We start from the raw sequence: 25600 nt of genomic DNA, 5'->3' as shown, positions 1-25600 counted from the left end.
ATTGCCAGGTGGCATCGCGTGACTGCATCTGAAACATCTAAGCGACTTCCCGAGCGCCCCTTCCCGGGTCTCGACGTGTCGGGCGCCCGCATTCTCGTGACGGGTTTTGGAGTCTCGGGCTACGCGATCGTGGACCAGACCCTTCAGCGAGGAGCGCACGTCACCGCCGTGGACGCGTCGCGATCAGAATCGAACCTCGAGCGTGCCAAGGTGCTCGAGACCCTCGGAGCCCGGATCCTGCTCGGCGAAGAGCACACTCGCGCGCTTCCCACGAACGCCGACGGTTCCCCCTTCGACGTCGTTGTCACGTCTCCCGGGTGGCGGCCCGACCACCCGCTTCTCGTTGCCGCGCAGAACGAAGGCATCGAGATCTGGTCGGAGATCGAGCTCGCGCGTCGCATGCAAAAGGCCGATGGCCCGGCGTGGCTCGCGGTCACGGGGACGAACGGGAAAACCACGGTCGTCACGATGATTGAGTCGATTCTGCAGCATGCCGGTGTTCGGGCGGTCGCAGCGGGCAATGTCGGGCTCCCGCTCATCGAAGCGGCCCTCGATCCCGTGGGCTTCGAGGCGATTGCGTTGGAGCTGTCGAGTTTCCAGCTTCACTGGACGGACAACCTCGGCGCCCATTCGAGTGCAATCCTGAACATCGGTGCCGATCATCTCGATTGGCACGGGGGGATGGACGCCTACGCGCAGGCAAAAGCGAAGGTTTATGCCGGGACTGAGCACGCGTGCCTGTACAACAAAGCCGACGAAAGGACGCTCCGTGCACTTGAGGATGCCGATGTGGTCGAAGGCTGCCGCGCAATAGGCGTTGGGCTTTCCTCGCCGGGGCCGAGCGAACTTGGCCTTGTCGAGGATCTCCTCGTGGATCGCGCTTTTTGCGAGAGCCGGTACTCTCAGGCAGCGGAGATCGCGAACCTCGATACCGTTGCGCACCTCGGTCCCCACGGCGCCCCGCCGCACGTTGCACTCAACGCCCTTTTTGCCGCCGGCCTCGCGCGCTCGTTTGGCGTCGAACCGATCCACGTGCGCGAAGGTCTCGCGGCTTATCGCGCCGGCGAGCATCGAAGCGAAATCGTCCACGTTGAGGGCGGCGTCGCCTTCATCGACGATTCGAAGGCGACGAACCCCGATTCTGCAGCGGCGGCGCTCAGCGCCGCGCAGTCAGTGGTGTGGATCGCCGGCGGCGACGCTAAGGGGGCGGACCTCCACAGTCTCGTCGCCGCGCAGGCCGAGAGGCTCAAGGCGGTCGTGCTCATTGGCCGCGATCCGGAGCCTTTCACCGCGGCGCTTAATGACAACGCCCCGGATGTCCCTCGTGTCTGGATTGACCCCGAAAAATACGGGGACACGCGTGCGCTTATGCAGGCGGCCGTGACCGAAGCGGCGTCGCACGCGAGCGACGGTGACGTTGTGCTTTTGGCGCCGGCTGCTGCGAGCATCGATCAGTTCACGAATTACGCCGAGCGGGGGAACCTGTTCGCGGAAGCTGCTCGGGGGCTCGGGGGCACGCCGTGAGCGAGCGCGCACGGCAGCGAGGCGCACGCACGCCGCAACGCCCGAGCGAGCAAAACCCGCTCGGTGACGTTGGCGGCGAAGTGAAATCAACGCTCGGCCGCTGGCTCCAGTCGCCCGCGCTTGATTTCTACGCGATCGCCGTGATCGGCGGTATTCTCATCACGGTTGGTCTCGTGATGGTGCTGTCCAGCTCCTCGGTGACCAATATCGCGAAAGGCAACTCCCCGTACGCGTCATTCATGACCCAGGGAGCATTTGCCGTCATCGGCCTTGTACTGCTGATTGCCGCGGCGCTCACTCCGGTGAGGTGGTACAAGAACATCGGCGTTGCGACGCTGCTGCTCGTTCTCGGCCTGTTCCTCCAGGCGCTCGTGTTCACGCCTCTCGGGCTCGGCAAGGGCGGCAATAGGAACTGGATCCACATCGGCCCGATCCGTGGCCAGCCGTCGGAATTTCTCAAGCTTGCACTCGCGGTGTGGCTCGGCGCGTTCTTGTCGAAGAACCGCGACCGGCTGCGCGAACTTCCCGTGCTCGCAACCGCTATCGCGGGAACGAGCGCGGCGCTCGGACTCATTATTCTCGGCCGAGACCTCGGCACGATGATGATGGTGGGCATTCTCGCCGCGGGAGCCTTCTGGGTTGCCGGCGTGCCAAAACGCTGGTTCCTCATCGCTGGTAGCGGTGCCGCCGCGATCGTCATAGGACTCGTCCTCGCGAGCCCTAACCGCATGGCGCGCGCTCTCAACTGGTTGCACGGAGAGTGCGCTGGCGATTCGTGCTACCAGGCCGACAACGGCCTCATGGCGCTCGCGACAGGCGGTTGGTGGGGCGTCGGTATCGGGCAGTCCCGCCAAAAATGGGGGCGTGTGCCCGAGGCCGACAATGACTTCATTTTTTCGATCATCGGCGAGGAACTCGGACTTTTCGGCACACTTTTGATCGTGGTGCTCTTTACGCTGCTCGCTCTCGTGCTGTACCGCATGATGGTCCGCCTGCGCGATCCCTTCGTACAGATCACGATCGCGGGCATCACGTCGTGGATTCTCGCGCAGGCGTTCGTGAACATGGCCGTTGTGACGGGCCTACTGCCGGTTCTTGGCGTGCCGCTACCTTTTGTGTCGGCTGGTGGATCGGCGCTCATTGCCTCGATGCTCGCGCTCGGCGTGCTACTCGCCTTTGCGAAATCGGAACCCGGTGCGGCCGAGGCACTTCGGGCGCACGCGAACTACTCGAAGAAGTCGGCGACGGTGGTCGCGAAGCCGGCGTCGGAAACACGTGCCACGAAGGGATCGCGCTCATGACACCTCAACCCAGCATCCAGGCAGATGCCGAGGCAACCGTTCTCGTCGCGGGCGCCGGAAGCGCGGGACACGTCTCGCCCATGCTCGCGGTTGCCAGAGCACTAACGGAGCGCTATGAGGGAGTGCGAGTGGTCGCCCTCGGCACGAAGGTCGGCCTCGAAGCGGATCTCGTTCCGGCGGCGGGCTTCGAGCTCCTCACGATTGATAAGGTGCCATTCCCTCGCCGTCCAAACGCCGCAGCCTTGCGATTTCCGCGCGAGTTCGGTCGCGGACTGGGCGATGTTCGGCGGTTCATTCGCACCGAGCACGTCGATGCGATCGCGGGGTTTGGTGGCTACGTGTGTCCGCCCGCCTACCTTGCGGGGAGGCACGCCAAGCTTCCGCTAGTGGTCCATGAAGCCAATAAACGGCCCGGAATGGCCAACAAGCTTGGGGTGCGGCTCGGGGCGCGCGCCATGACCGCTTTCGATATGAGCGGGACGTCGGGGCCGTTTTCACAGGCAGAGTGGGTAGGAATGCCCATGCGACCCGAAATCGCGCATCTCGATCGCGAGGCAAAGCGGGCCGAGGCGCGGGAGTCGTTCGGCCTTGACCCCGACAAGCCGACCCTTCTCGTGACGGGCGGCTCGCTCGGCGCGCAGCGCCTCAACGAAACCTTGATCGCGGCTATGGGCCCGCTCGAGGGCCTCGGCGTGCAGATTCTCCACGTCACCGGCAAGGGCAAGCGGATCCCGGCTCGGGGAAAACACTACGTGCAGGTCGAGTACGTGGACGGCATGGAAGGCGCCTACGCAGCCGCCGATTTCGCGCTCACACGCTCGGGAGCGGGAACCGTGTGTGAACTCGCCGCCGTCGGGCTGCCCGCGCTGTTCGTGCCGCTCCCCATCGGCAATGGCGAACAGGCGCTCAACGGGGCCGACATGGTCGCGGCCGGCGGCGCGCGCATGATCAAGGATGCGCTCCTTACCCCCGAGCTTCTCGTCGAGACCGTCGGTGAATGCCTGCTCGATACCGAAGTGCGCGGGCGGATGGAGAAAGCGGCTCTCTCCCTCGGCAAGCGGGATGCTGCTGAAAAGGTCGCCGACCGCATCGCTGCGACGATTCCGGCGCTCGCGACTCAGCGCCCCAAAGGAGGTGCCCGATGACCACGTCGAGCGATTTTCTCTCTCACCTTCGCCCGTTCTCCCCGGGGGAGGTGCGCACTATGCTGAGGCCCGGCGCAGTCGTGACTGCTGCCGAGTGGCCCGAAGAGAGCGTCAGGAAGGTCCACGTGATCCGCATCGGCGGGGCGGGTATGAGCGCCGTCGCGCGCCTCGCGCTCGAAGCGGGCCTCGAAGTTACGGGCTCCGAATCCCAAGAGGGTCGGTTCCTGCCGCCCCTGCGCGAACTCGGTGCACGTATCACCGTCGGTTTCGACGCTGACTCCGTAGAAGAGGACACCGATCTCGTGATCGTGTCGACTGCCGTACGTGCCGATAACCCCGAAGTACGACGCGCGCACGAGCTGTCTATCCCCGTGATTCACAGGGCGGCGGGGCTCGCGGGTCTCCTCGGCACGCATGCGATCATCGCTGTCGCGGGCACTCACGGCAAGACTACGACGAGTGCGATGGCGACACTGGCCCTGCGCGCAGCGGGTGCCGAGCCCGCCTGGGCGGTTGGTGCGGCGGTCGCGCAGCTCGGTGCGAACGCGAGCCAGGGCGCGGGTGAATATGCGGTCGTGGAGGCGGATGAGTCCGACGGCTCCTTTGTCGCCTTCGCTCCCTCGGTTCTCGTGCTCACGAACTTCGAGGCCGACCATCTCGACTTCCACGGCACCGAACAGAACCTCCGCGCGGTGCTCTCGGCGTTCGCCGCGAGGCTCTCAGAGACGAACGGCACGCTCGTTGCGTGCGCGGACGACCCCGGCGCGCACGCCTTTGCCCTGGACGCGCGCGACGCAGGCCTTCGCGTCGTGCTGTATGGCGAACACCCCGAAGCGACGTGGCGGATTGTCGCCGATCACTCGAATGCTTCCGGCGCTCACGTCCAGGTCGTCGCACCGAACGGGCAGAACGTCGACCTCGCCTTGCGCGTTCCAGGCCGACATAACGTCCTCAACGCCCTCGGCGTGCTCGCCGCTCTCGACGTCCTGGGCATTGAGCGCGAGAGCGCCCTTGGCGGACTCGCCGAGTTCGAGGGGGCGGATCGTCGCTTCCAGGTTGCGGGCGAAGTGAATGATGTCGCCGTGATCGATGATTATGCGCACCACCCGCGCGAGGTCGCGGCTGCGCTTGCGGCGGGCCGCGAGCGTGCAGAGGGCGGGCGGCTCGTTGCCGTCTTTCAGCCGCATCTGTTCTCGCGCACGAAAGCGTTTACGCGCGAGTTTGCCGAGGCACTGAGCCTCGCAGATGAAGCCGTTCTCCTGCCGATCTACCCGGCACGCGAGGATTTCGATCCGAGTATTCGAAGCGAGGACATCGCCGCTCTCGTGGACGGCGGTGCCCGCGTTTTGGAGGCGGGCGATGTGCCCAACTACCTCGCTGAGCACGCGCATGACGCGCGCGTGATCCTCATGATGGGGGCCGGAGACATCGTGGATGTGAGCCCGCGCGTGCTCGAGGCGCTCAAGGCGAGGGGCGCATGAGCCCAGCAAAACGCCCGCCGCGCCCCGTGCGCCCCACGCGCAGGACGGAACACTCAGCCCGTTCAGGTGCGAAGGCCGCGCCGAACGCGAGCGCCGAAGCTTCCCACGAATCCGCCCAACAGTCTCGAGTCGTGGCAAAGCCTCGCTCGGGTGCACACCCTCGTCCGTCCGTGAATCCCGAACGCGCGGGGGATAAGAAGGCAAAGAGCAGCCAAATCCCAAAGTCCTGGCGTGCGCTCGGCAACCGTCGGAAGAAAAAAAAGACTCCCGTTGGTGCCCACGCGCCTTCCCGAACGAGACCCTCGGAGGGGCCGATTGTCGATGCAAGGGAGAGGTTCACGAGTCGCGTGCGGAGGAAGCCGTGGCAGCAAGGCCGGCACTGGCTTACTCTCACCGTCGGCACGATCGCGGCGCTTGTCGTTCTCGCGTTGCTCGCCCTGGCCTTTCTCCCGCAGCTCAAGGTTTCCGAGGTGCGCGTGGCTGGCGCAACGTACGTCGATGCGAGTGCCCTGGAACAGATCGGGAGCGCCCGTGAGGGTCAGGCTCTCGCCTTTGCCGACCTTGACTCTCTCGAAAAGGACCTCGCGGCTGTTCCAGGGGTCAAGGAGGCGAAGGCATCGCGTCACTGGCCGAGCACGATCCGCGTCGTCGTCACGGAACGGACCGCGATCGCCAACCTCGATTCGGGCGGCCGCAGCGTGCTCGTAGACGGCTCAGGCACCGCGCTTCCCTCGACTGCGGCGAACCCGGCGGATCTGCCGCACCTTATTGTCGATCCGGCATCGGCGAACACGAAGGCGACTGAAGCGGCCCTCCTCGAGATCGTGCGCGTACTCCCGCCGAATTTGCGTGCCGCCCTCACGAAGGCCACGGCAAGCGCGCCGTCTAACGTGACACTCGAAGTTTCCACGGAAGCGGGCCCTCGCACGGTCGTGTGGGGAGGCCCCGAGGATTCCGAGCTCAAAGCGAAGGTGCTCGAGGCGCTTCTCAGCCAGCCTGGCGCGGTGATTGACGTCTCTTCGCCGGAAGCTCCGACGATTCGCTAAAGGATGCGCGTACGCCCAAGTACGGGCGCGTCGTTCCCACGTTCCGTGGAGGCTGTGACGAGAAAATGACATTCGTGTAAGACACGCGCCCGACAATGTTGCCCTAGACGCCTGTCAGGCAATAGCGTCGAGTACGAGACAAATGTGCCACTCCCCATGTCTCTTCTGTCCTGTCCGCGCCGGGCGCGGGAGGCGCACTAGGCAGTGTGATGGGGTGGAGCTGGAGCAACGAAAGCAAGGACATCCACGTGGACGGATCGCAGAACTACCTCGCAGTCATTAAGGTCGTCGGTGTCGGCGGCGGCGGCGTCAACGCCGTGAACCGGATGATCGAATCCGGCCTCAAGGGCGTCGAGTTCATTGCCATTAACACCGATGCCCAGGCGCTGCTCATGTCGGATGCCGACGTCAAGCTCGATGTCGGCAAGGAACTGACCCGCGGCCTCGGCGCCGGTGCTGACCCGGAGGTCGGGCGCAAGGCTGCCGAAGATCACAACGACGAAATCGCCGAGGCGCTCGAAGGTGCCGACATGGTGTTTGTGACCGCTGGTGAAGGTGGCGGCACCGGAACGGGCGGCGCGCCCGTCGTCGCGAAGATTGCTCGCTCGCTCGGTGCTCTCACGATCGGCGTGGTGACGCGTCCGTTTACGTTCGAGGGCCGCCGCCGCTCGACCCAGGCCGATTCGGGCATCGATGCTCTCCAGGCCGAGGTCGACACGCTCATCACCATCCCGAACGACAAGCTGCTCCAACTTGCCGATGTCAAGGTGTCGATGATCGACGCGTTCAAGCTCGCCGATCAGGTTCTCCTTCAGGGCGTGCAGGGCATTACTGACCTCATTACCACCCCGGGCCTCATCAACCTCGACTTCGCTGACGTCAAGAGCGTGATGAAGGACGCCGGCACTGCGCTCATGGGCATCGGCACCGCGAGCGGTGACGACCGCGCCCTCCAGGCCGCTGAACTCGCGGTCTCGAGCCCCCTGCTCGAAGCATCGATCGACGGCGCCTACGGCGTGCTCCTGTCGGTTCAGGGTGGCAGCGATCTCGGCCTCGTCGAAGTGTCGGATGCCGCGCGCCTCATCCAGGAAGCTGCTCACCCGAGCGCGAACATCATCTTCGGTACCGCCATCGATGATGCCCTCGGCGACGAAGTGCGCGTGACCGTGATCGCCGCGGGCTTCGACCCGAAGCCCGAGCGCGCAGAGGATGCCGCGCAGCAGAAGCAGCAGGGTGTGCCGAATAGCGCCCCGCAGGCTGCCCCCGCCCAGCCCGAGCAGCAAAGCTCGAGCCGCGACTGGGTTTCGGCTCCCGCGCAGGGCCAGGGCTACATCCCGGCTCGCTCGCCGCAGGTCAACACCGAACAGGCTCAGGGGGCGCAGCAGGATCCAGCTGAGGCGGAAGGCGCAGTCCAGGTTGAGCGGCCGCAGGTGCCCAACGTTCCCTCGATCCAGCAGGATTCGAACCCGGACGACGATCTCGATATTCCCCAGTTCCTTCGCTGAACCATGAGCAGCGAACCATATGCGCGGGCCTTCGACTTGTCGGGGGCTCGCGCCCTTTTCACGGGCGTTGCTGAAGGCAACCTTGCGCTGCATGTAGGCGACGATCCGAATAGGGTGCGTGCGCGTCGGGAGGTTCTCGAGCGCGAACTCGGGGTACCTCTCGTTTTCGTCGAACAAGTGCATTCCGCGGACGTCGCTATCGTGCGCAGTGAGCGGGACGTCCGTGCCATGCGGGAGCACGCGCACGTCGCGGATGCCCTCGTGACGGACCGTTCCGACGTCGCCCTTGCGATCATGGTCGCCGATTGCGTTCCGGTGCTGCTCGCCGATGAAGAGCGTGGCGTGATCGCGGCAGCGCATGCGGGGCGCCGCGGCCTTCTCGGCGGAGTCCTCGGTGCGAGTGTTGAGGCGATGATGGGCCTCGGTGCATGCCCCGCGAATATCCGCGCACTTATCGGCCCGTCGGTGTGCGGGCGATGCTACGAAGTTCCCGAGCCGATGTTCCGGGAATCGGTCGAGATTCAGCCTGCGCTAGCCTCGCGCACGTCGTGGAATACCCCGGCGCTCGACCTGCCTGCCGGTGCTGTCGCCGCGCTGCGAGACGCGGGTCTTGCACCCGAGGGGATCGAGGTTCTCGAGCGGTGCACGCTCGAAAGCGAAGAACTCTTTTCCTACCGCCGTGATCCACGAACCGGGCGCTTTGCGGGCGTCATTACGCGAAGCCCCCGGGCCGTGTGAGAATCGCGCCTAAGCGCAACGTGCGACACGCGTGTAAATTCCGCGGCGCCAGGGTTTCCTGCGGTAGTTTCAAGAAAGACCCCGCACTCCCGTGCTTCCCCAGGGGCGAACAACCGGCTTCTTTATAGGGAGAACTTCGATGGGCGCATTGCGCAACTTGATGGTGAGCGTTGGGCTCGCCGAAGAACAGGACACCTACTACGACGACACTCAGAGCTACGCGGCCGAGGACACGCACGCTGCGCGTGTCCCGGAGCGCACCGTGGAGCCCAAGGTCCAGGAGGCAAACGTGACCCCGCTTCGTCCGCACCAGACTGGCGTCTCGCTTGCGCCGGCCGCACCGGAGACCATGCAGCGCATCACGACGATTCACCCCCGCTCCTACAACGACGCCAAGAGCATCGGTGAATCGTTCCGCGATGGCGTTCCCGTTATCCTCAATCTCTCCGATATGAGTGAAGCTGACGCCAAGCGCATGGTGGACTTCTCGGCGGGCCTCGTGTTTGGTCTTCGCGGCACGATTGAGCGCGTGACCACCAAGGTGTTCCTGCTATCGCCGGAGTTCATCGAAGTTGAGGGTGAGTCCCGCACCGACGAGGGCACGTTCTACAACCAGAGCTGAACATGGCGATCCTCGCCTCTGTCGTCTACCTCGCGGCGTATGTTTTCTCGATTCTTCTGCTCGTGCGGATTGGCCTCGAGATGATCCAGTCGTACGCGCGATCGTTTAAGCCGCGCGGCTTTGTGCTCGTCGTATGCGAGTTGATCTATACGGTGACGGACCCTCCGGTGAAGGCCCTGAGGTCCGTGATTCCGCCACTGAGACTCGGTGATGTAGCGCTCGATGTGAGCGTCCTCGTGATCTTCTTTGCGTGCTCGATCATCTCGATGCTCGTCGCTCCCTTCGTGCTGTGAGCGTAGCTGCGGGAAACGATCCGTGTTTTCAGGGTGCGCCCGCACTCTCAGGTAGAGTTAAATGGTCATCATCTGTTCAAACGACAAGAGGTGGAACCCATGGCTCTTATGCCAAAGGATCTCGAAGACAAGCGCTTTACTCCCGTGCGCTTTACCGAGGGCTACGACATGGACGAGGTCGACAAGTACCTCGACGACGACGTCATTCCCCGCCTTCGTGAACTCATCGAGGAAAACGACCGCCTGAAGCGCGAGCTCGAGGAAGCACAGAGCCGCGTTGCCGAACTCGAGGCCCGCGTCAACCAGGAAGGCGACGGTGCCGTCGCACCGGCAGCCGTCGGAACCGAAAGCGCCGATGAGCCGACCGAGGCCCCCGCGACCGAGCCGGAGACCGAAACCGCTGTCGCTGCCGTCGCTCCCGGTGCGGCCGCAGGCGCGACTCGCGTTGGCGAAACCGATTCCGCCTCTGAGCTCATCGCGCTCGCGCAGCGCCTCCACGACGAGCACGTCGCGAACGGTCAGGCCGAGCGCGATCGTCTCATCAGCGAGGGTACCGCCGAGCACGAGCGCATCATCAACGAGGCCAACGAGACCTCGCGCACCACGCTTGAGCGCCTCGAAGGCACCAAGAGCGAACTTGAGAAGGAAATCGAATCGCTGCGCACCTTCGAGCGTGACTACCGCACTCGCCTGCGTAACTACCTCGAGAACCAGCTTCGCGATCTCGACACTGGCGAAAGCCAGGAGAAGGCCGCCAACTACGGCCTGTGAGCGGCAACACGATGAAGGGAAGCGCCGGAACCGCACGTGCGGCCGGCGCTTCCGCCCGTTCCACCTTGATCGTGGCGTTCGCGATCGCCACGATCGTCTTTGTGCTCGACCAGCTGTCGAAGCTGTGGGCCGAAAACACCCTCGAGCACAACGTCGCGCAGCCCCTCGTCGGGGACATCCTCAAACTCCGCCTCATCTATAACTCGGGTGCTGCTTTCGGGCTCGGCGGTTCGATCACCCCGATCATCACCGGTGTTCAGATCGGGATCGCGCTCGCCGTTGTCTTCGTTCTCGTCCGCTCCGTGCGCTCGCGCGCGTGGGCGATATCGCTCTCGCTTCTTCTCGGGGGCGCACTCGGAAACATCGTCGATCGCCTCTTTCGGGACCCGGGGCCGCTCACCGGTCACGTTGTCGATTTCCTCGAGCTCCCGCACTGGCCGATCTTTAACGTCGCGGACATCGCCGTCACGAGTGGAGCCGGTCTGCTCGTGCTCCTCACCCTTGTCAACGTCCCGTTGGATGCGGGGGAGAAGGTCGAGGTGAGCGAGTGAGTGGCGAGCGACTTTTCTTCGTCCCCGGTGGGCTCGAAGGGGAGCGCGTCGACGTCGCTCTTTCCCGCCTCCTGGGGCTCTCGCGCACGAAGGTCGCGGACCTCGTGCAGTCGGGCAACGTCCTCATCGACGGTGAGGTCCCCGCTCGCTCGGAACGCGTGAGCGAGGGCCAGGAGCTCGCGGTGGCGCTTCCCGAGGTGCGCGACATCGCCGATGTTGCCCCCGAAAAGGTGGACGGTATGGACATCGTCTTCGAGGATGCCGACATCGTTGTGGTCAATAAGCCCGTGGGCGTTGCCGCGCATCCGAGCGTCGGGTGGGAAGGCCCAACCGTTCTTGGCGGCCTGCTCGGCGCGGGCGTGGCTATCACGACCAGCGGCGCGCAGGAGCGTCGCGGTATCGTCTCTCGCCTCGACGTAGGCACGAGCGGCCTCATGGTTGTTGCGAAGAGCGAAGTCGCCTACTCGGTCTTGAAGAACGCGTTCCGCAATCGGCTCGTCGACAAGCGCTACCACGCTCTCGCCCAGGGGCACTTCGACAACATGAAGGGCACAATCGACGCGCCTATCGGGCGCAGCCAGAAGCACGACTACAAGTTCGCCGTTATGGCAAGCGGAAAGCCGTCGGTCACACACTACGACGTGATTGAGATGTTCCCGGGCGCTTCCCTCCTCGACATCAAACTCGAGACCGGCAGGACCCACCAAATCCGCGTGCATATGAGTGCCGCCGGGCATCCCCTTGCGGGAGACCCGCAGTATGGTTCCGATCCGAAACTGGCCGAGAAGCTTGGCCTCGTGCGGCAGTGGCTGCACGCGCGAGCGCTCGCGTTTGAGCACCCCACGAGGCATACGCGCGTGACGTTCGAGGCCCCGTACCCGACGGATCTTGAGCACGCGCTCGAAGTGTTGCGCTCAAGCTAAGAGCAGGATCGCACGTGCGGGTTTCTGAGGCCGCCTATTTGCGCTCGGCCGACTACCATCGTGGGCATGGCTTCAGAGGATTTCGTTCACCTTCACGTCCACACTGATTACTCGATGCTCGATGGGGCCTCGAAGATCAGCAAGCTCGTGAACGCCGCCGCTGAAGCCGGCCAGAAGGCAATCGCGATCACCGACCACGGGTACGTGTTTGGTGCCTACGAGTTTTACAAGAACGCTGTAGCCGCGGGTGTGAAGCCCATCGTCGGTGTTGAGGCGTACGTGACGCCCGGAACGAGCCGCCACGATCGATCGCGCGTGCAGTGGGGCACGAAGGCGCAGCAGGATGCCGGCGATGACGTTTCGGCGCGCGGTGCCTACACCCACCTCACGCTCCTGAGCCGCACGACCGCGGGCATGCACAATCTGTTCCGGCTCGCGAGCTTCGCTTCGCTCGATGGCCAGATGGGCAAGTGGCCCCGCATGGACCGCGAGATTCTCTCGAAGTATTCCGATGGTCTGATCGCCTCCACGGGCTGCCCATCCGGTGAGATCCAGACTCGTATTCGCCTCGGGCAGTGGGACGAAGCCGTCAAGGCCGCTGGCGAATACCAGGACATGTTCGGCAAGGAGAACTACTTCGTTGAGCTCATGGATCACGGTCTTGAGCTTGAGCGGCGCGTCACGAAAGACCTCATCGAACTGTCGAAGAAGATTGGCGCGCCTCTTCTTGCCACCAACGACCTGCATTACGTGTACGAAGATGACGCGAAAATCCAGGACGCCCTGTTGTGCATCAACTCGGGCTCGACGTTCGATACGCCGGGGCGCTTCAAGTTTGATGGCTCGGGCTATTACCTCAAGAGCGCACGTGAGATGCGCGAACTTTTTCGTGAGCTACCCGAGGCGTGCGATAACACTCTCCGGGTCGCCGAAATGTGCGACGTGCAGTTCACGACGACCGCGGAGGGCGCGAACTACATGCCGCGCTTCCCGGTTCCCGAGGGAGAGGACGAGCACTCCTGGTTCGTGAAGGAAGTCCAAAAGGGTCTTCACGAGCGGTACCCGAGCGGGATCCCCGACGAAGTGCAGGAACGCGCCGACTACGAGGTTGGCATCATCACGCGCATGGGCTTTCCCGGATACTTCCTCGTCGTCTCCGACTTCATCCGCTGGGCGAAGGAACGCGGTATCCGCGTGGGGCCGGGCCGTGGCTCCGGTGCGGGCTCGATGGTGGCGTACGCGATGCGAATTACCGATCTCGACCCCCTTCCTCACGGGCTTCTCTTCGAGCGCTTCCTCAACCCGGATCGCGTGTCCATGCCCGACTTCGACGTGGACTTCGACGATCGCCGTCGCGGCGAGGTGCTCGAGTATGTGACCGAACGCTATGGAGACGACAAGGTCGCTCAGGTCATTACGTACGGCGTGATGAAAACGAAGAACTCGATCAAGGACTCGGCGCGCGTGCTCGGCGAGCCGTATGCGCTCGGCGACCAGATGACGAAGGCGCTTCCGCCCGCCGTGATGGGCAAGGACATCACGCTCAAGGGCATCTTCGACGAGAACGATAAGCGCTACGCGGAGGCTGAGGATTTCCGCCGTCAGTATCGTGAGAATCCTTCGTGGCAGCGCGTCATGGATATCGCGCAGGGCGTCGAAGGCCTCACGCGCGGCTGGGGTGTACACGCGTGCGCGGTGATCATGTCGAGCGAGACCCTCACCGACATCATCCCGATGATGCGTCGCCCTTCCGATGGGCAGATCATCACGCAGTTCGACTATCCGACGTGTGAAACCCTCGGCCTGCTCAAGATGGACTTCCTTGGGCTGCGTAACCTCACGGTGATTTCTGACGCGATTGAGAACATCGAATCGAACGGCAAAGAGGTCCCCGACCTCGACCACCTTGGCTTCGAAGATCCGGCGACATTCGATCTGCTTCAACGCGGCGATACTCTCGGCGTGTTCCAGCTCGATGGTGCGGGCATGCGCTCCCTGCTTCGCCAGATGAAACCCGATAAGTTCGGCGACATTAGCGCCGTGTCAGCCCTGTATCGTCCGGGCCCGATGGGTATGAACTCGCACACGAACTATGCGCTCAGGAAGAACGGACTCCAGGAGATCACGCCGATCCACCCGGAGCTCGAAGAACCGCTTCACGACATTCTTGCCGAGACCTACGGCGTGATCGTGTACCAGGAGCAGGTCATGCAGACCGCGCAGAAAGTCGCGGGCTTCACGCTTGGTCAAGCTGACATTCTTCGTCGAGCCATGGGCAAGAAGAAGAAGGCAGAACTCGATAAGCAGTACGTGGGCTTTCGCCAGGGCATGCTCGACCACGGCTATAGCGATTCCGCCGTGCAGGCCCTGTGGGATGTGCTGCTTCCGTTCGCGGACTACGCGTTCAACAAGTCGCACTCGGCGGCGTACGGGGTCGTGTCGTACTGGACCGCCTACCTCAAGGCGAACTATCCCACCGAATACATGGCGGCGCTTCTCACGTCGACCCAGAACAACCGCGACCGGCTCGGCCTCTACCTCGGCGATTGCCGCCACCGGCACATCACCGTGCTTCCGCCGGACGTGAACTCCTCGCTCATGAACTTCGCGGCCGTCGGTTCTGATATCCGCTTCGGGCTGTCGGCGATTCAGAATGTCGGCGCGCACGTCGTCGAAGAGATCATCAAGACGCGTGAGGAGAAGGGCGAGTTCACGTCATTCACGGACTTCCTCGACAAGGTTCCGCTTTCGGTGTGCAACAAGCGCACGATCGATTCGCTCATCAAGGGCGGCGCGTTTGACTCGCTCGGTCACAACCGCCGTTCGCTCGTCCTCGTGCACGAGGACGCGGTTGACGGGATCGTGGACGTCAAACGCAAGGAAGCTCAGGGGCAGGATGACCTTTTCGGCGGCGGCATGTTCGGCGACGACTATGCGTCGGGTAGCGCCGCGACGATTCAGATTCCGGAGCTTCCCGAGTGGGATCGCAAGCAGAAGCTCGCGTTTGAGCGCGAGATGCTTGGCCTCTACGTGAGCGATCATCCCCTTCAGGGCCTTGAGCACGTTATTGCGCAGGCGAGCTCGCATTCGATCACAGCCCTCGCGGAAGCCGAGGATACGGACTCGCTTGGGATGGTCACGATCGCGGGTCTCATCACGAATATTCAGCGCAAGATCACGAAGAAGGGCGATACGTGGGCGATCGTCACCGTCGAGGATCTCGAGGGTGCAATCGACTGTCTCATGTTCCCGCAGTCGTATCAGCAGGTTGCCACGGAGCTCGCGGGCGATCTCGTCGTCTCGATGAAGGGGCGCGTCGACAACTCGAAGGGGTCACCCGAGATGCGCGTGCAGGAGATGCGGGTGCTTGACACGTCCGGGGCGATGTCCGATGGTCCCTTGATGATCACCGTTCCCGATTCACGCATGACGAGCGAGGTCGCCCAGCAGCTCCGGGGGATTCTCGAGGATAACCCGGGCGGGAGCGAGGTGCGCCTGCGTCTTACCGAGCCCGGCCGATCGACGCTTATGCGCGTGGACCGGCGACTGTCGGTGGCGCCTTCGCCTGCCCTTTTTGCCTCCCTCAAGACCTTGCTGGGCGCGCAGTGCTTGAACTAGGGGCGCTCGGGGTGCGGCCGCGGGTTTAGTGCGTGGAGCTGTGTCCGACGTCTGCCTGCTTCCGTCGCGTCACAAGCCCCGCGATCACACGCCAGCCCAGGAGGAAGAGCGCGTTGACGGCGAAGGAGACGAGAACGAACGGCAGCGCGGTGCCCGCGCCCGTGAGGGTGCGCAGAAGCATCGCGGTCACGACCGTGATGGCAACGATGAACACGCCGTGGGGCCACAGCCGCCACGGTTCGACCCGCCACGCGCGCAGCACGAGGTGGGCGAGCACGAGTCCCGCGAGGAATGGCCACGCGACACGCGCAAGGTTCACGAGCGTGAGCGCGCCGTTGTGGCTCAGAGTTCCGAGTACGGAAAAGAGGACAACAAGGAAAGCGTCGGCCGCGAGGGCCCTGTAGTAATTTCTCACCCCGCCACCCTAGCCCCTTCCCGGGGCGTAAAATTACGTGAGGGTCCGTGAAGGTGACGGACCCGCCCACCGACGTCGACGAAAGGCCCGCACGATGACCGCGACCCCCAGCAACGGCGAGAACGGCGAGAGCGATCGCGATAAGGCGAAAATCGATGCCGAGTTCGAGGCGATGATGCGGGGGATCGACATCGACGATTCGATCCTAGGCTCAGGGGACGAACCGCCCACCGGATACGCGGTTCCCGGCAGTCTGCGCAAGCCAACGGGACCCAACACGCCGGGAAGCGCCGGCTCGCTCACGGGCCCCACTCCAGCGACGCCCGGCGGAAGCGGCGATGACGTGGAGGTCCCCGACGATCTCTCGACCCTCCATGATTCCGCGCCGGCCGAAGACCCGGCAGCCCCCACCCCGATCGCCATTGTCGCAACCCCACTCGCGTCGGCGAAGGCGCTCGCGGGCGTGGTGCGTCTTGCGCTCGCCGCTGAAGACGATCGCACACCGTTTCCCGAGGGAGCCGTCACTGCGCAGGCGGAAACAGGCGCGATCCTCACGGGCCACGTGGATGAGGAAGAGGCACACACGCTTGCCCGCCTCGTGTCCCTCGGGCTTCAGCGCCAAGGCGTCGTGATGTTTTGGCGCCGCGGTGATCGCATGATTGCGTTCCGCTACCGCGCGGGTCGCAACGAAGGGGAGACCTCACCGGCACTCGTGCTCGGCGCGCTCGCGGGGGAGGTCGAGGATCTTCTCCTCGGCGTCGATGCGCTCGAGGATCTCGAGGAGACGTACGATCCCTCGAGCATCAGCCGCCTCGAAGCGGTTAAGTGGATCGCGGGCGGGCGACGCAAGTGATTCTCGCCTACGTCATGCTTGCCTTTGGAGGGATTCTCCTCGGCGGCGCCTACTCGTTCACGAAGCAAAAGAAGCCGGTTCTCGCTGTCATCGCGCTCGCAGTTACTGGCCTCGCGTGCGTTCTCGTCGCCTTTTGGCGTATCCGGATGGGCTAGGGATGGAGCATGTCTCAGCTCACCCTTCTGCCCGCTATTGACATCGCGGATGGGGCTCTCGCGCGCGCACCGCGCGGGCACGACGGCCCGCACCCAGCCGAGGCTGCGCGCCTCTTCGCGCGCAGCGGCGCCGCGTGGATCCACCTTGCTGACCTCGACCGGGCTTTTGGGAGAGGGAGCAATGACACGCTGCTCGCCGAGATCGTGCGCGGCGCACAGGACCTCGGGGTTCGCACCCAGTGTTCGGGCGGTATCGACTCTCCCGATGCCCTCACCACGGCGCTCGCAACCGGGTGTGCGCGCGTCAATCTCTCCGCTTCCGCGCTCGCGGACCGTGGCTTTGTGCGAGAGGCGATTGATATGCACGCAGAGCGTATCGCCGTGTGCGTCGACGTGCGCGGAACCCTCGTTCACCCTCGCGGAAGCGCGGACCCCATCGGGGAGCTCACGGACATCCTCGCGTTTCTCAACGACGCGGGCTGCGCTCGCCTCATCGTCACGGAGATCGATCGCGACGGCGCTCTCTCGGGCCCGCCCCTTGCCCTCCTCGAGAGCGTCTCGAGGGCGACCGACGCCGAACTCATCGCATCGGGAGGAATCGCGGATCTGAAAGACATCGAGGAGCTCGCGCGGCTTGCCGGCCACACCCGAGTGGCGGGTGCCATCATGGGCCGTGCCCTCCTCGAAGGGCGCTTTGGTCTCGCGGAGGCTCTCGCATGCGTGCAGAGAGCCGAAAGCGAGGGTGCCGAGCAACCGTCGGAAAGGAAAAAATGAGCCTTCGGAGACAAGATCCCAAGGTCGCGCGCACGCTACCCCCGCATTTCGCAACGAAGGATCAGCGCGCGGACACCGCGGGAACACCGTGGCACGGGCGCGACCTCACGCCCTCACACTTCCCCGGTGATGTGGGGGAGCGACACGAGGGTGTCGCCAAGGCGCTCGACGCGTGCGATGCGGGGGAGGACCCTACACGCGAAAAGCTCGTCGAGGCCCTAGCCGGCACGCGTGTGCTCATTCCAATCCAAGCGATCGCAACCGAGACCGCGACAACAGCGAGCGGGCTGCACGCCGATAACGCCTCCGACATGGCTATGCTCAAGCTTCAACTGCGCGATGGGCACATGGCGCTTCCCGTGTTCACAAGCGCCGCGGCTCTATCCGCGTGGAGTCCCGAGGCCCGACCCGTGCCGATGGTGCTCGAACAGGCAGCTCAGTCGGCCGTCGCCGAGGGGTGCACGTGCCTCGCCCTCGACCTCGGACGCGACGGCGCACCGCTCGTTCTTCGCCGATCGGCGCTCTGGGCAATCGCGCAGGGCAGGCGTTGGTGCGCGCCTTACAAAGACTCGACGGTGCTCGACGAAGTTGAGGCACTCGTGGCTGCCATCGACGGAGTTGACGGTGCCGAAGTGCTGGCAGGACAGGAGCGCGAAGTCGAGTTGAAGCTCGGCCTCACTCCCGGCCTCGAGCAAGCAGAGCTCGATGCACTCATGGCGCGGGTCCGCACCTACCTCGCCCACTCCCAGGTCATCGCGGAGCGAGTCAGTTCCCTGAAAATCACCGTGGTCCCGGCGCGGCGATAGGATCGTCTGGTGGCTCTTTCGACGTACCGCGAGGTTCTCCAGGTTCCCAAGGCACCCTCCATTTATCTCCTTGGGTTCCTCGCACGCTTCCCGTTTTCTGCAACGGGTCTCGTGCTGACGCTCCACACCGTCATGAGCCTCGGCCAGAATTACATGATGGCCGGTCTCGTCGTGACCTCTTCGACTCTTGGTGCGGCGATCTCGGCGCCGTGGCGAGGGCGGCTCATGGATACGAAGGGGCTTGCGCGCACCCTCATTCCGCCGATCATCGTCAACCTCGTCTTTTGGGCGATCGCGCCGTTTTTGCCGTTCGGACTTCTCCTCCCAGCGGTCTTTGTTGCGGGGCTGTTTTCGATCCCGGTCTTTTCGATCGTGCGTACCTCCCTTTCGGTTGTCATCCCCGCAAAGATTCGTAAATCCGCGTTCGCTCTGGACTCCGTTATCACCGAGTTCGTGTTCATGCTCGGCCCGGCTGCGGGAACCGTCCTTGTCTTCACGTGGGGCTCGTACGTGGCGATGTGGGTGATCGGGGGCGCGGTTGTCATCGCCGGCATCGGGCTCATGATCGTTGACCCGCCCCTCTCGAGCGAGCAGATCGTGCTGCCGACACGTATGCCCGAGCCGCTCGAAGTTGCCGAGAGCGGCCTCGAGCGCTCGCCCGCAGCGGTCGCTGAGCGCATCGCCTTCGAGAACACACAAACCGGTCAAATCACTGCTCTGTCCCAGGCCGACCTCGACGAGACCTCTCCCGAAACGTCGCGAGCGCTCGACGAAGCCCGCTCCCTCGCGCGCAGGCAACTCCTCTCGCTCGGCGGCATCGCGATCCTCATCGCGACGGCGGTGGGCAGCGTCATCCTCGTCACCGGGGACTTGGGCATCGTTGCCCTCATGGAAGAACTCGATCACAAAGACTTCATCGGCCCCGTCGTCGCGATCTGGTGCCTCGGCAGCGCGATCGGTGGCCTCGCCTACGGTGCCATGAAAAACGATCTTCACCCGCTGTGGGTGCTCTTCTGGCTGTCGATCGTGACCATGCCCATCGCGCTTGTATCGAACCTTCCCACGGCCTTCATCCTGTGCTTCATATCCGGGCTCGGGATCGCGCCGAGCATCGCCGCAACGGGCGAAGCGATCTCGCGGCGCGTTCCCGAGATTGCGCGCGGCGAGGCCATGGGCTGGCACGGTAGTGCCATGACGATCGGCTCGAGCCTTGGCAGCCCAATCGTGGGCGTCGTCATCGACGCGGGTGGCGCCGGCGCGGCGTTCTTTTCCGCGGGTGCGTTCGGTCTCGTCGTCGCCGTGTGCGGGCTCGTGGCCATGCGCGTGCACCGCTCGCGCGTGAGGGCGCGCGCAGCACAAGAACTCGGTATCGAGGCGGCCTAGGTGACCGTCGGCCCCAGAACGGTTCGGGCAGCCGCCTGACGTGCCCTCATTCCCGGCCCGCCCCGCCGGATTTCCTCCCTCGGGTGGCGTGCGCGGCAGGTTTAGAAGTAGACGGCGAGCGGCCCGCGCGGCCCGTCAACGACGTCGACGTCGGTCTTGAACACGCGCGAGAGGGTTTCGCCGCACACGATTTCGGTGGGTGAGCCCTGGACGGTGACCTTGCCGTCGTTCATCGCGATGATGTGGTCCGCGTAGTGGGCCGCGAAGTTGATGTCGTGCACGACGATCACGACCGTGCGCCCCAGCTCGTCGCTCGCGCGACGAAGCTGTTTCATCATTTGCACGCTGTGCTGCATGTCGAGGTTGTTGAGTGGTTCATCGAGCAGCAGATATTCGGTGTCTTGCGCGAGCACCATCGCGACGTATGCGCGCTGGCGCTGGCCTCCCGAAAGCTCGTCGAGAAAGCGATTCTCGAGCGGCGTGAGGTTCACGAAATCGATCGCTTCGGACACGATTCGCTCGTCTTTGACGGTGAGCCGGCCACGCGAATACGGGAAGCGACCAAAAGCGACGAGCTGGCGCACCGTGAGGCGAGTGACGAAGTGATTGTCTTGGCGGAGGATCGCGAGCATCGTCGAGACCTCGCGCGAGGGCATCGTAGCGATATCGCGCTCGTCGATCGTGATCGTGCCCGAATCCGGCTCGAGCAGGCGGCCAATCATGGTCAGGAGAGTAGATTTGCCCGCGCCGTTCGGGCCCACGAGAGCGGTGAGGCCGCTCGAAATCTCGACGTTGACGGGACCGATCTGTACGCCCTGCCCATAGTTTTTCGTGAGGTTCTCTACGCGAATCACAGGCGCCCCTTTCGGAGAATGAACAGCAAAAACGCGAGCCCGCCAATGAGCTCGATGATGACGGTGACCGCGCCCTGCGCGTTAAAGACGTGCCGGAGGATGAAGTAGGCGAGCGTCATGACGTCGTAGCCGATGAGGATTGCCGCGGGAAACAGGAGCCGGTGGTCGTAGGTGTCGGTGAGCTGATAGGTGAGGGCGGCGATGAGGAAGCCGAGGAAGGTCATCGGGCCGACGAGCGAGGTCGTCATCGCCATGAGAATCGAGACGAGAAGAAGCACGAGGATCGTTGCGCGCTTGTGGTGAACGCCGAGGTTGGTCGCCGTTTCGCGCCCGAGTGCGAGAACGTTGAGGCGAGGCGAGTAAGCGAACAACAGTGCTGCGGTGAGCACGACAATCGGGATCACGAACGGGAGGTGGGTGAGTTCGGCGTTTGAGATATTGCCGAACATGCGGGTTGTGAGGATGTCGAAGTCGCTCGGATCAAGCAGCCGCTGCATAAACGTTGAGAGCGAGCCCAGGCCGCCGCCGAGGACGATTCCCACGAGGAGCATGACGTGAATGCTGCCCGTCTTTGAGTTGAGCAGCCAGCCGTACAAGAGCCCGGAGAAGCCCACCATGAGGGCCGCCATAAGGAAGAACTGCCCGGTACCCGTGAGCTGCGTAATCCCCGCCGCGCCAAGGAAAAATACCGCGGACGTGTGCAAAAGGACGTACAGCGACTCGAAGCCCATGATCGAGGGCGTGATGATGCGGTTCGCCGTCGCCGTTTGGAAGGCGATGGTGGCGAATGCCTGGCACGTGGCGACCACCGCCATGACGACGATCGCGCTCGCGCGCATCGTCGCGATCCGCCAGAAACCCTCGCTTCCGAAGGGCAGCGGGTTGTTCCACGCCAAGATTCCGGTGGTCGTCAGCACCGCGATCGTGGCGAGACTCGCGAGCAGGAGCGCGTATCGGGTGCGTGAGGAACGGGTGATGAAGGGACCGGAGTGCCGTTCGGGAGCGCACGCGCTTACGCGCGCTGGTCCGACGGTTGCCAGCAGATTGGGAATGCCCTTGTGTGTGCGCTGCTCCTGTGCTTTCTCGACGTCGCGAATGTCGGTGACGGTCGCGAGCGAGGGATCCTTGAGAGTTGCCGCGCTCGGATGGAGGGTGGGCTCGCGGGTGCTATCGTCCACGACGGTTCCTCCTCACGATAAGGGCGAGAAAAACTGCCGCGCCGATGATGCCGAGCACGACGCTCACGGGCATCTCGAATGGGGCGATGATCGTGCGTGCGATGAGGTCGCAGACCGTCACGACCCACACCCCGAGCAGCATGACCCAGGGAAGGTTTGAGCGCAGATCGTCTCCGCGGATCATTGAGACCATGTTCGGGACGATGAGGCCGAGGAAGGGCAGGCGCCCCACGATCACGGTGACAATTCCGGTGGCCACTGCGACGAGGAAGACACCGAGAAAAACGACGGCGCGATAGTTGAGGCCCACGTTAGTGGCGACATCCTTGCCGAGGCCCGCGACCGTGAAGCGATCCGCGACGATGAACGCCGCGACGAGAACGAGGAGCACGAGGAAGAGAAGCTCGTAGCGGCCGCGGACAAGACCCGTGAAACTTCCCGTGAACCAGATGCCGAGGCTTTGCAGCGTGTCGGTTTCGAGGGCAATAAAGGTTGTCAGTGACCCGACGACAGCGCCGAGCATGATGCCGACGATGGGCACGATGAGAGAGCTCTTGAGGCTTACGCGCTCGAGGAACCCAAAAAATACGAGGGTGCCGATAAGCGCGAAGATGATCGCACCGACCATGCGGGGAACGAGCCCTGCCGTAGGGAAGAGGATCATCACGGCTATGAGGCCGAGACTCGCCCACTCGGTCGTGCCCGTCGTGGAGGGCTCAACGAACTTGTTTTGCGTGAGCAGCTGCATGATGAGGCCGCACATCGCCATCGTGCTGCCCGACAGCACGAGCGCAAGCGTTCGTGGGACGCGCGTGATGAGGAAGATGTCCCATCCACGATCGCCACCCGTGATGTCGTAGACGCCCACGAAAAGTGAGAGCACGAGAAGGGCGAGGGTCGCGAAGAGAGCGACGATCAGGGCGATGCGATTGCGTCGAGGGCCCGCGAGCGAGGTTCCGCTCGCGGGCCTTCTCCGCTCCGCCGGTGGGGCGGCTTCTGTCACACTCATGCAGTCCTTTGTGCGTCAGCTCTTTTTCGACTCGAGAGCGTCCGCGAAGGTCTCGAGGAATTCCGTGTAGGCCTGGATGTCCTCGGTGATGTAGAAGTTCGAGGGCATGTACACGACGTGACCTTCGGTGATGGCCGTGACGTGCGCGAGGGCTTCAGCGTTCTCGATGAGTTCGGCGGCGGGCTTGTAACCTTCCTCGTCGGCGGCGACGGCCGCGTCGCGGTCCATGACGATGATCCAGTCGGGGTTCGCGGAGGCGATGGCTTCAAGGGAGACGTCATCGCCCTGGTGATCGCTCGTGCCTTCGACCTCGAGCGCGGGAGTGAGGCCCAGGACGGGGAACAGGGGGCCTACGGCCCTGCCCGTTTTGGGAGCCGCATAATTGATCGTTCCGCCCGAGGTAATGAGCCCCATGACCGTGTTGTCGGTGGAATATGCCGTCTTGACGCGCTCGATGGCGGCCTCGAAAGCCTCGATGAGCTTCTGCGCTTCGGTTTCGTGTCCGAGGGTGGCGCCGAGGAGTGTGATCTGGCGCTTGAGCTCGTCGTCGAGCGGTTTCTTCTCAGTGTCGATGTCGGTGTCGACGATCGCCGCGTTTGGCACGAGAGCCTTGATGTCCTCGTAGTACTGCGCGTAGCGCTGGCCATTGAGAACGAGATCGGGATCGGCAGCGACGAACTGTTCGAGGTCGGGTTCGCGGTGTGATCCCGAATCGAGAATGTTCTCGTCATCCTTGTAGGAAATGCCCTTCGGCATGAGCTGGCGCGGCGCGACGACCAGGTCGACTCCCCATGCCTCGAGGCTGCGGAAGATCCGGTTGTCGGTTGCACCAATGCGTTTCGGTGATACGGGAACGTCCACTTTGCCGCGAGCGTCGGTGACGGTGCGGGTGCCGCTCGCGTCGCTTGACGACCGGGCGTCCTGCTTTGTCGAGTCGCCACTGCACGAGGCGAGGGCGCCCGTGGAGCACGCGGCAAGGGTGAAGAGGCCGAGCTGTCGGCGCGTCATGGACGTCATAGAGTCTCTTTTCTGTGTCGTCCTCGGTCGCTCATCGACTGAGGTAAGGCTGCCCTATCCTTACAGAGGCCGCGCCGATTATGCAAAATCAGGATTTCTTAATTGGTGATGTGTGAGAAGTGTGGCGAACGGGAAAGTCGTAGGGGATGGGTGGCGTCGGGCTTGTAAGGCCTGCCACACGGGCGCGGCCATCCCTTCCGCACAATCGCGCCGCCTGCTAACGTTGTTGTTCGGAACATTCGCGTTCCCTTACAAGTGGAGCCCACTCCCACCCGAGCGGCCGAGGCTGCCGGGTCAGTACGAGACTCACGCACCCTCGCGTGAGTTGGGCCTCCGCATGCACGGGGGCCTTTTTTGATGTTCCAGGCATTTCTATTGTGTGAGGAGCAGTCATCAGCGAACAGCGAATCAACGGGCAGATCCGCTCGCCCAAGGTCCTTCTTGTGGGGCCCAACGGTGAACAGGTCGGGGAAGTCCGTATCGAAGACGCGTTGCGGCTCGCGAACGAAGCCGATCTCGACCTCGTCGAGGTTGCTCCGGGTGCGAACCCACCGGTCGCACGCCTCATGGACTACGGAAAGTTCAAATACGAAGCGAAGCTCAAAGCTCGCGAGGCGCGCAAGAACCAGGTCAATGCCCAGCAGAAGGAAATTCGCATGGGCCTCAAGATTGACACGCACGACTACGAGACCAAGAAGCGCAACGTCGAGAAGTTCCTCAACGGTGGCGACAAGGTCAAGGTCATGATTCGATTCCGCGGCCGTGAGCAGTCGCGCCCCGAAATGGGCATGAAGCTCATGCAGCGAATGGCTGAGGACGTCGCTGAAGCAGGCTTCGTCGAATCCCACCCGCGCGTCGATGGCCGCACGATGGTCATGGTGCTCGGGCCGCACAAGAAGAAGTCCCAGGCTCGCGCCGAAGCCCGCAAGCGCAAGAGCGATGCGGAAAAGGCCGCAGCGAAGGAAGCCAGCGCCGAATAGGGCGCTTAATCAGAAGGAGAACAGGCACTATGCCGAAGAACAAGACGCACTCCGGTGCGAAGAAGCGCATCCGCATCACCGGCTCCGGCAAGCTGCAGCGCCAACGCGCAAACGCGTACCACAAGGCCGAGGCCAAGACCTCGCGCCACAAGCGCCGCCTCGCCGGCGTGACCGACGTTGCCAAGAGCGACGTCAAGAACCTCAAGCGCATGCTTGGCCGCTGAGTTTTCAGCACCCCATAAGACTTTTCATTTCGACCAAAGGAGAATCACGTGGCACGCGTGAAAAGGGCGGTCAACGCCAAGAAAAAGCGCAGGGAGATCCTCGAACAGGCCTCCGGTTACAGCGGTCAGCGCTCGCGCCTGTACCGCAAGGCGAAGGAGCAGGTGCTCCACTCGGGTACCTACAGCTACCGCGATCGCAAGGTTCGCAAGAGCGACTTCCGTCGCCTCTGGATCCAGCGCATCAATGCTGCGGCACGCGCCAACGGCATGACCTACAACCGCTTCATCCAGGGCCTCGGCCTCGCGGGTGTCGAGGTTGATCGCCGTATGCTCGCCGAACTCGCCGTGAACGACTCGGCTGCTTTCGCCCAGCTCGTGACCATCGCGAAGAACGCCCTCCCGAAGGACGTCAACGCACCGGTAGCCTGATCTAC

The 25600-nt window shown here is 63.9% G+C and carries 26 protein-coding genes; 21 read left to right on the top strand and 5 right to left on the bottom strand.

Going from position 1 to position 25600, the window contains the following annotated elements:
- Positions 1-18: 18 nt before the first annotated feature.
- The 13 genes from murD (at position 19) to dnaE (ending at position 15518) form a co-directional block, all read left to right on the top strand.
- The gene (gene murD, locus HMPREF1484_RS00195; RefSeq protein WP_016662988.1) at positions 19-1524 is read left to right on the top strand and encodes a UDP-N-acetylmuramoyl-L-alanine--D-glutamate ligase; all 1506 of its coding nucleotides are present in this window, start codon (positions 19-21) and stop codon (positions 1522-1524) included.
- Complete coding sequence (locus HMPREF1484_RS00190) at positions 1521-2825, top strand: FtsW/RodA/SpoVE family cell cycle protein (protein WP_016662987.1); 1305 nt, start codon at positions 1521-1523, stop codon at positions 2823-2825. The genes murD and HMPREF1484_RS00190 overlap by 4 nt, the downstream gene beginning before the upstream one ends.
- The gene (locus HMPREF1484_RS00185) at positions 2822-3970 is read left to right on the top strand and encodes a glycosyltransferase (protein ID WP_016662986.1); all 1149 of its coding nucleotides are present in this window, start codon (positions 2822-2824) and stop codon (positions 3968-3970) included. Before HMPREF1484_RS00190 ends, HMPREF1484_RS00185 begins: the two co-directional genes overlap by 4 nt.
- On the top strand, positions 3967-5451 hold the full coding sequence (gene murC / locus HMPREF1484_RS00180; protein ID WP_016662985.1) for a UDP-N-acetylmuramate--L-alanine ligase: 1485 nt from the start codon (positions 3967-3969) through the stop codon (positions 5449-5451). The genes HMPREF1484_RS00185 and murC overlap by 4 nt, the downstream gene beginning before the upstream one ends.
- Complete coding sequence (locus HMPREF1484_RS10685; RefSeq protein ID WP_016662984.1) at positions 5448-6497, top strand: cell division protein FtsQ/DivIB; 1050 nt, start codon at positions 5448-5450, stop codon at positions 6495-6497. Before murC ends, HMPREF1484_RS10685 begins: the two co-directional genes overlap by 4 nt.
- A gap of 248 nt (positions 6498-6745) precedes the next feature.
- Entirely contained in the window at positions 6746-8002 is a 1257-nt protein-coding gene (gene ftsZ, locus HMPREF1484_RS00170; RefSeq protein WP_040386615.1) for a cell division protein FtsZ, read from the top strand.
- Positions 8003-8005: 3 nt separating this feature from the next.
- Positions 8006-8740 carry a peptidoglycan editing factor PgeF gene (gene pgeF / locus HMPREF1484_RS00165; protein ID WP_016662982.1) on the top strand — a complete coding sequence of 245 codons (735 nt, stop codon included), beginning with the start codon at positions 8006-8008 and terminating at the stop codon, positions 8738-8740.
- A gap of 139 nt (positions 8741-8879) precedes the next feature.
- Positions 8880-9362 carry a cell division protein SepF gene (locus HMPREF1484_RS00160; protein ID WP_016662981.1) on the top strand — a complete coding sequence of 161 codons (483 nt, stop codon included), beginning with the start codon at positions 8880-8882 and terminating at the stop codon, positions 9360-9362.
- A 2-nt stretch (positions 9363-9364) separates the two neighbouring features.
- Positions 9365-9655, top strand: a complete 291-nt coding sequence (locus HMPREF1484_RS00155) for a YggT family protein (protein WP_016662980.1) — start codon at positions 9365-9367, stop codon at positions 9653-9655.
- Positions 9656-9754: 99 nt separating this feature from the next.
- Positions 9755-10426 (top strand): DivIVA domain-containing protein, encoded by a 672-nt coding sequence (locus HMPREF1484_RS00150; RefSeq protein WP_016662979.1) that lies wholly within the window; start codon positions 9755-9757, stop codon positions 10424-10426.
- On the top strand, positions 10423-10977 hold the full coding sequence (gene lspA, locus HMPREF1484_RS00145; RefSeq protein WP_197736220.1) for a signal peptidase II: 555 nt from the start codon (positions 10423-10425) through the stop codon (positions 10975-10977). The genes HMPREF1484_RS00150 and lspA overlap by 4 nt, the downstream gene beginning before the upstream one ends.
- A complete protein-coding gene (locus HMPREF1484_RS00140; protein ID WP_016662977.1) occupies positions 10974-11900 on the top strand; it encodes an RluA family pseudouridine synthase in 927 nt (308 codons plus the stop codon). The genes lspA and HMPREF1484_RS00140 overlap by 4 nt, the downstream gene beginning before the upstream one ends.
- Before the next feature lie 66 nt (positions 11901-11966).
- Positions 11967-15518 carry a DNA polymerase III subunit alpha gene (gene dnaE, locus HMPREF1484_RS00135; RefSeq protein ID WP_016662976.1) on the top strand — a complete coding sequence of 1184 codons (3552 nt, stop codon included), beginning with the start codon at positions 11967-11969 and terminating at the stop codon, positions 15516-15518.
- Between the two features lie 25 nt (positions 15519-15543).
- On the opposite strand, the gene HMPREF1484_RS00130 is transcribed toward dnaE, so the two are convergent.
- Positions 15544-15933 carry a DUF3054 domain-containing protein gene (locus tag HMPREF1484_RS00130; RefSeq protein ID WP_016662975.1) on the bottom strand — a complete coding sequence of 130 codons (390 nt, stop codon included), beginning with the start codon at positions 15931-15933 and terminating at the stop codon, positions 15544-15546.
- Between the two features lie 94 nt (positions 15934-16027).
- Between HMPREF1484_RS00130 and HMPREF1484_RS00125 the strand changes: the two genes are divergently transcribed.
- From HMPREF1484_RS00125 to HMPREF1484_RS00110, 5 genes are read left to right on the top strand one after another with little or no spacing between them, the layout of a single operon-like run.
- A complete protein-coding gene (locus tag HMPREF1484_RS00125) occupies positions 16028-16786 on the top strand; it encodes a hypothetical protein (protein WP_016662974.1) in 759 nt (252 codons plus the stop codon).
- A complete protein-coding gene (locus HMPREF1484_RS11610) occupies positions 16783-16941 on the top strand; it encodes a hypothetical protein (RefSeq protein ID WP_016662973.1) in 159 nt (52 codons plus the stop codon). Before HMPREF1484_RS00125 ends, HMPREF1484_RS11610 begins: the two co-directional genes overlap by 4 nt.
- A gap of 9 nt (positions 16942-16950) precedes the next feature.
- Positions 16951-17715, top strand: coding sequence for a HisA/HisF-related TIM barrel protein (locus tag HMPREF1484_RS00120; RefSeq protein WP_016662972.1), 765 nt, complete (start codon positions 16951-16953; stop codon positions 17713-17715).
- Entirely contained in the window at positions 17712-18521 is an 810-nt protein-coding gene (locus tag HMPREF1484_RS00115; protein ID WP_040386325.1) for an SseB family protein, read from the top strand. Before HMPREF1484_RS00120 ends, HMPREF1484_RS00115 begins: the two co-directional genes overlap by 4 nt.
- A gap of 9 nt (positions 18522-18530) precedes the next feature.
- Positions 18531-19904 carry an MFS transporter gene (locus HMPREF1484_RS00110; protein WP_016662970.1) on the top strand — a complete coding sequence of 458 codons (1374 nt, stop codon included), beginning with the start codon at positions 18531-18533 and terminating at the stop codon, positions 19902-19904.
- Positions 19905-20005: 101 nt separating this feature from the next.
- Here HMPREF1484_RS00110 and HMPREF1484_RS00105 read toward each other — a convergent pair whose 3' ends face one another.
- Genes HMPREF1484_RS00105 through HMPREF1484_RS00090 form a run of 4 tightly spaced genes read right to left on the bottom strand, consistent with a single transcriptional unit; the run spans position 20006 to position 23962 of the window.
- The gene (locus tag HMPREF1484_RS00105; RefSeq protein WP_016662969.1) at positions 20006-20758 is read right to left on the bottom strand and encodes an ABC transporter ATP-binding protein; all 753 of its coding nucleotides are present in this window, start codon (positions 20756-20758) and stop codon (positions 20006-20008) included.
- A complete protein-coding gene (locus HMPREF1484_RS00100) occupies positions 20755-21936 on the bottom strand; it encodes an iron chelate uptake ABC transporter family permease subunit (RefSeq protein WP_016662968.1) in 1182 nt (393 codons plus the stop codon). Before HMPREF1484_RS00100 ends, HMPREF1484_RS00105 begins: the two co-directional genes overlap by 4 nt.
- Positions 21926-22945 carry an ABC transporter permease gene (locus tag HMPREF1484_RS00095; protein ID WP_040386324.1) on the bottom strand — a complete coding sequence of 340 codons (1020 nt, stop codon included), beginning with the start codon at positions 22943-22945 and terminating at the stop codon, positions 21926-21928. Before HMPREF1484_RS00095 ends, HMPREF1484_RS00100 begins: the two co-directional genes overlap by 11 nt.
- A 15-nt stretch (positions 22946-22960) precedes the next feature.
- Entirely contained in the window at positions 22961-23962 is a 1002-nt protein-coding gene (locus HMPREF1484_RS00090; RefSeq protein WP_016662966.1) for a siderophore ABC transporter substrate-binding protein, read from the bottom strand.
- Positions 23963-24354: 392 nt separating this feature from the next.
- Between HMPREF1484_RS00090 and infC the strand changes: the two genes are divergently transcribed.
- Genes infC through rplT form a run of 3 tightly spaced genes read left to right on the top strand, consistent with a single transcriptional unit; the run spans position 24355 to position 25595 of the window.
- Positions 24355-24942, top strand: a complete 588-nt coding sequence (infC, locus tag HMPREF1484_RS00085) for a translation initiation factor IF-3 (RefSeq protein WP_051120580.1) — start codon at positions 24355-24357, stop codon at positions 24940-24942.
- Between the two features lie 29 nt (positions 24943-24971).
- On the top strand, positions 24972-25166 hold the full coding sequence (gene rpmI, locus HMPREF1484_RS00080; protein WP_016662964.1) for a 50S ribosomal protein L35: 195 nt from the start codon (positions 24972-24974) through the stop codon (positions 25164-25166).
- A gap of 48 nt (positions 25167-25214) precedes the next feature.
- Entirely contained in the window at positions 25215-25595 is a 381-nt protein-coding gene (gene rplT / locus HMPREF1484_RS00075; RefSeq protein ID WP_016662963.1) for a 50S ribosomal protein L20, read from the top strand.
- Positions 25596-25600 lie beyond the last annotated feature (5 nt).

It is taken from the genome of Dermabacter sp. HFH0086, assembly GCF_000413375.1.
GTDB lineage: Bacteria > Actinomycetota > Actinomycetes > Actinomycetales > Dermabacteraceae > Dermabacter > Dermabacter hominis.
This window is presented reverse-complemented; position numbering and strand designations above follow the sequence as displayed.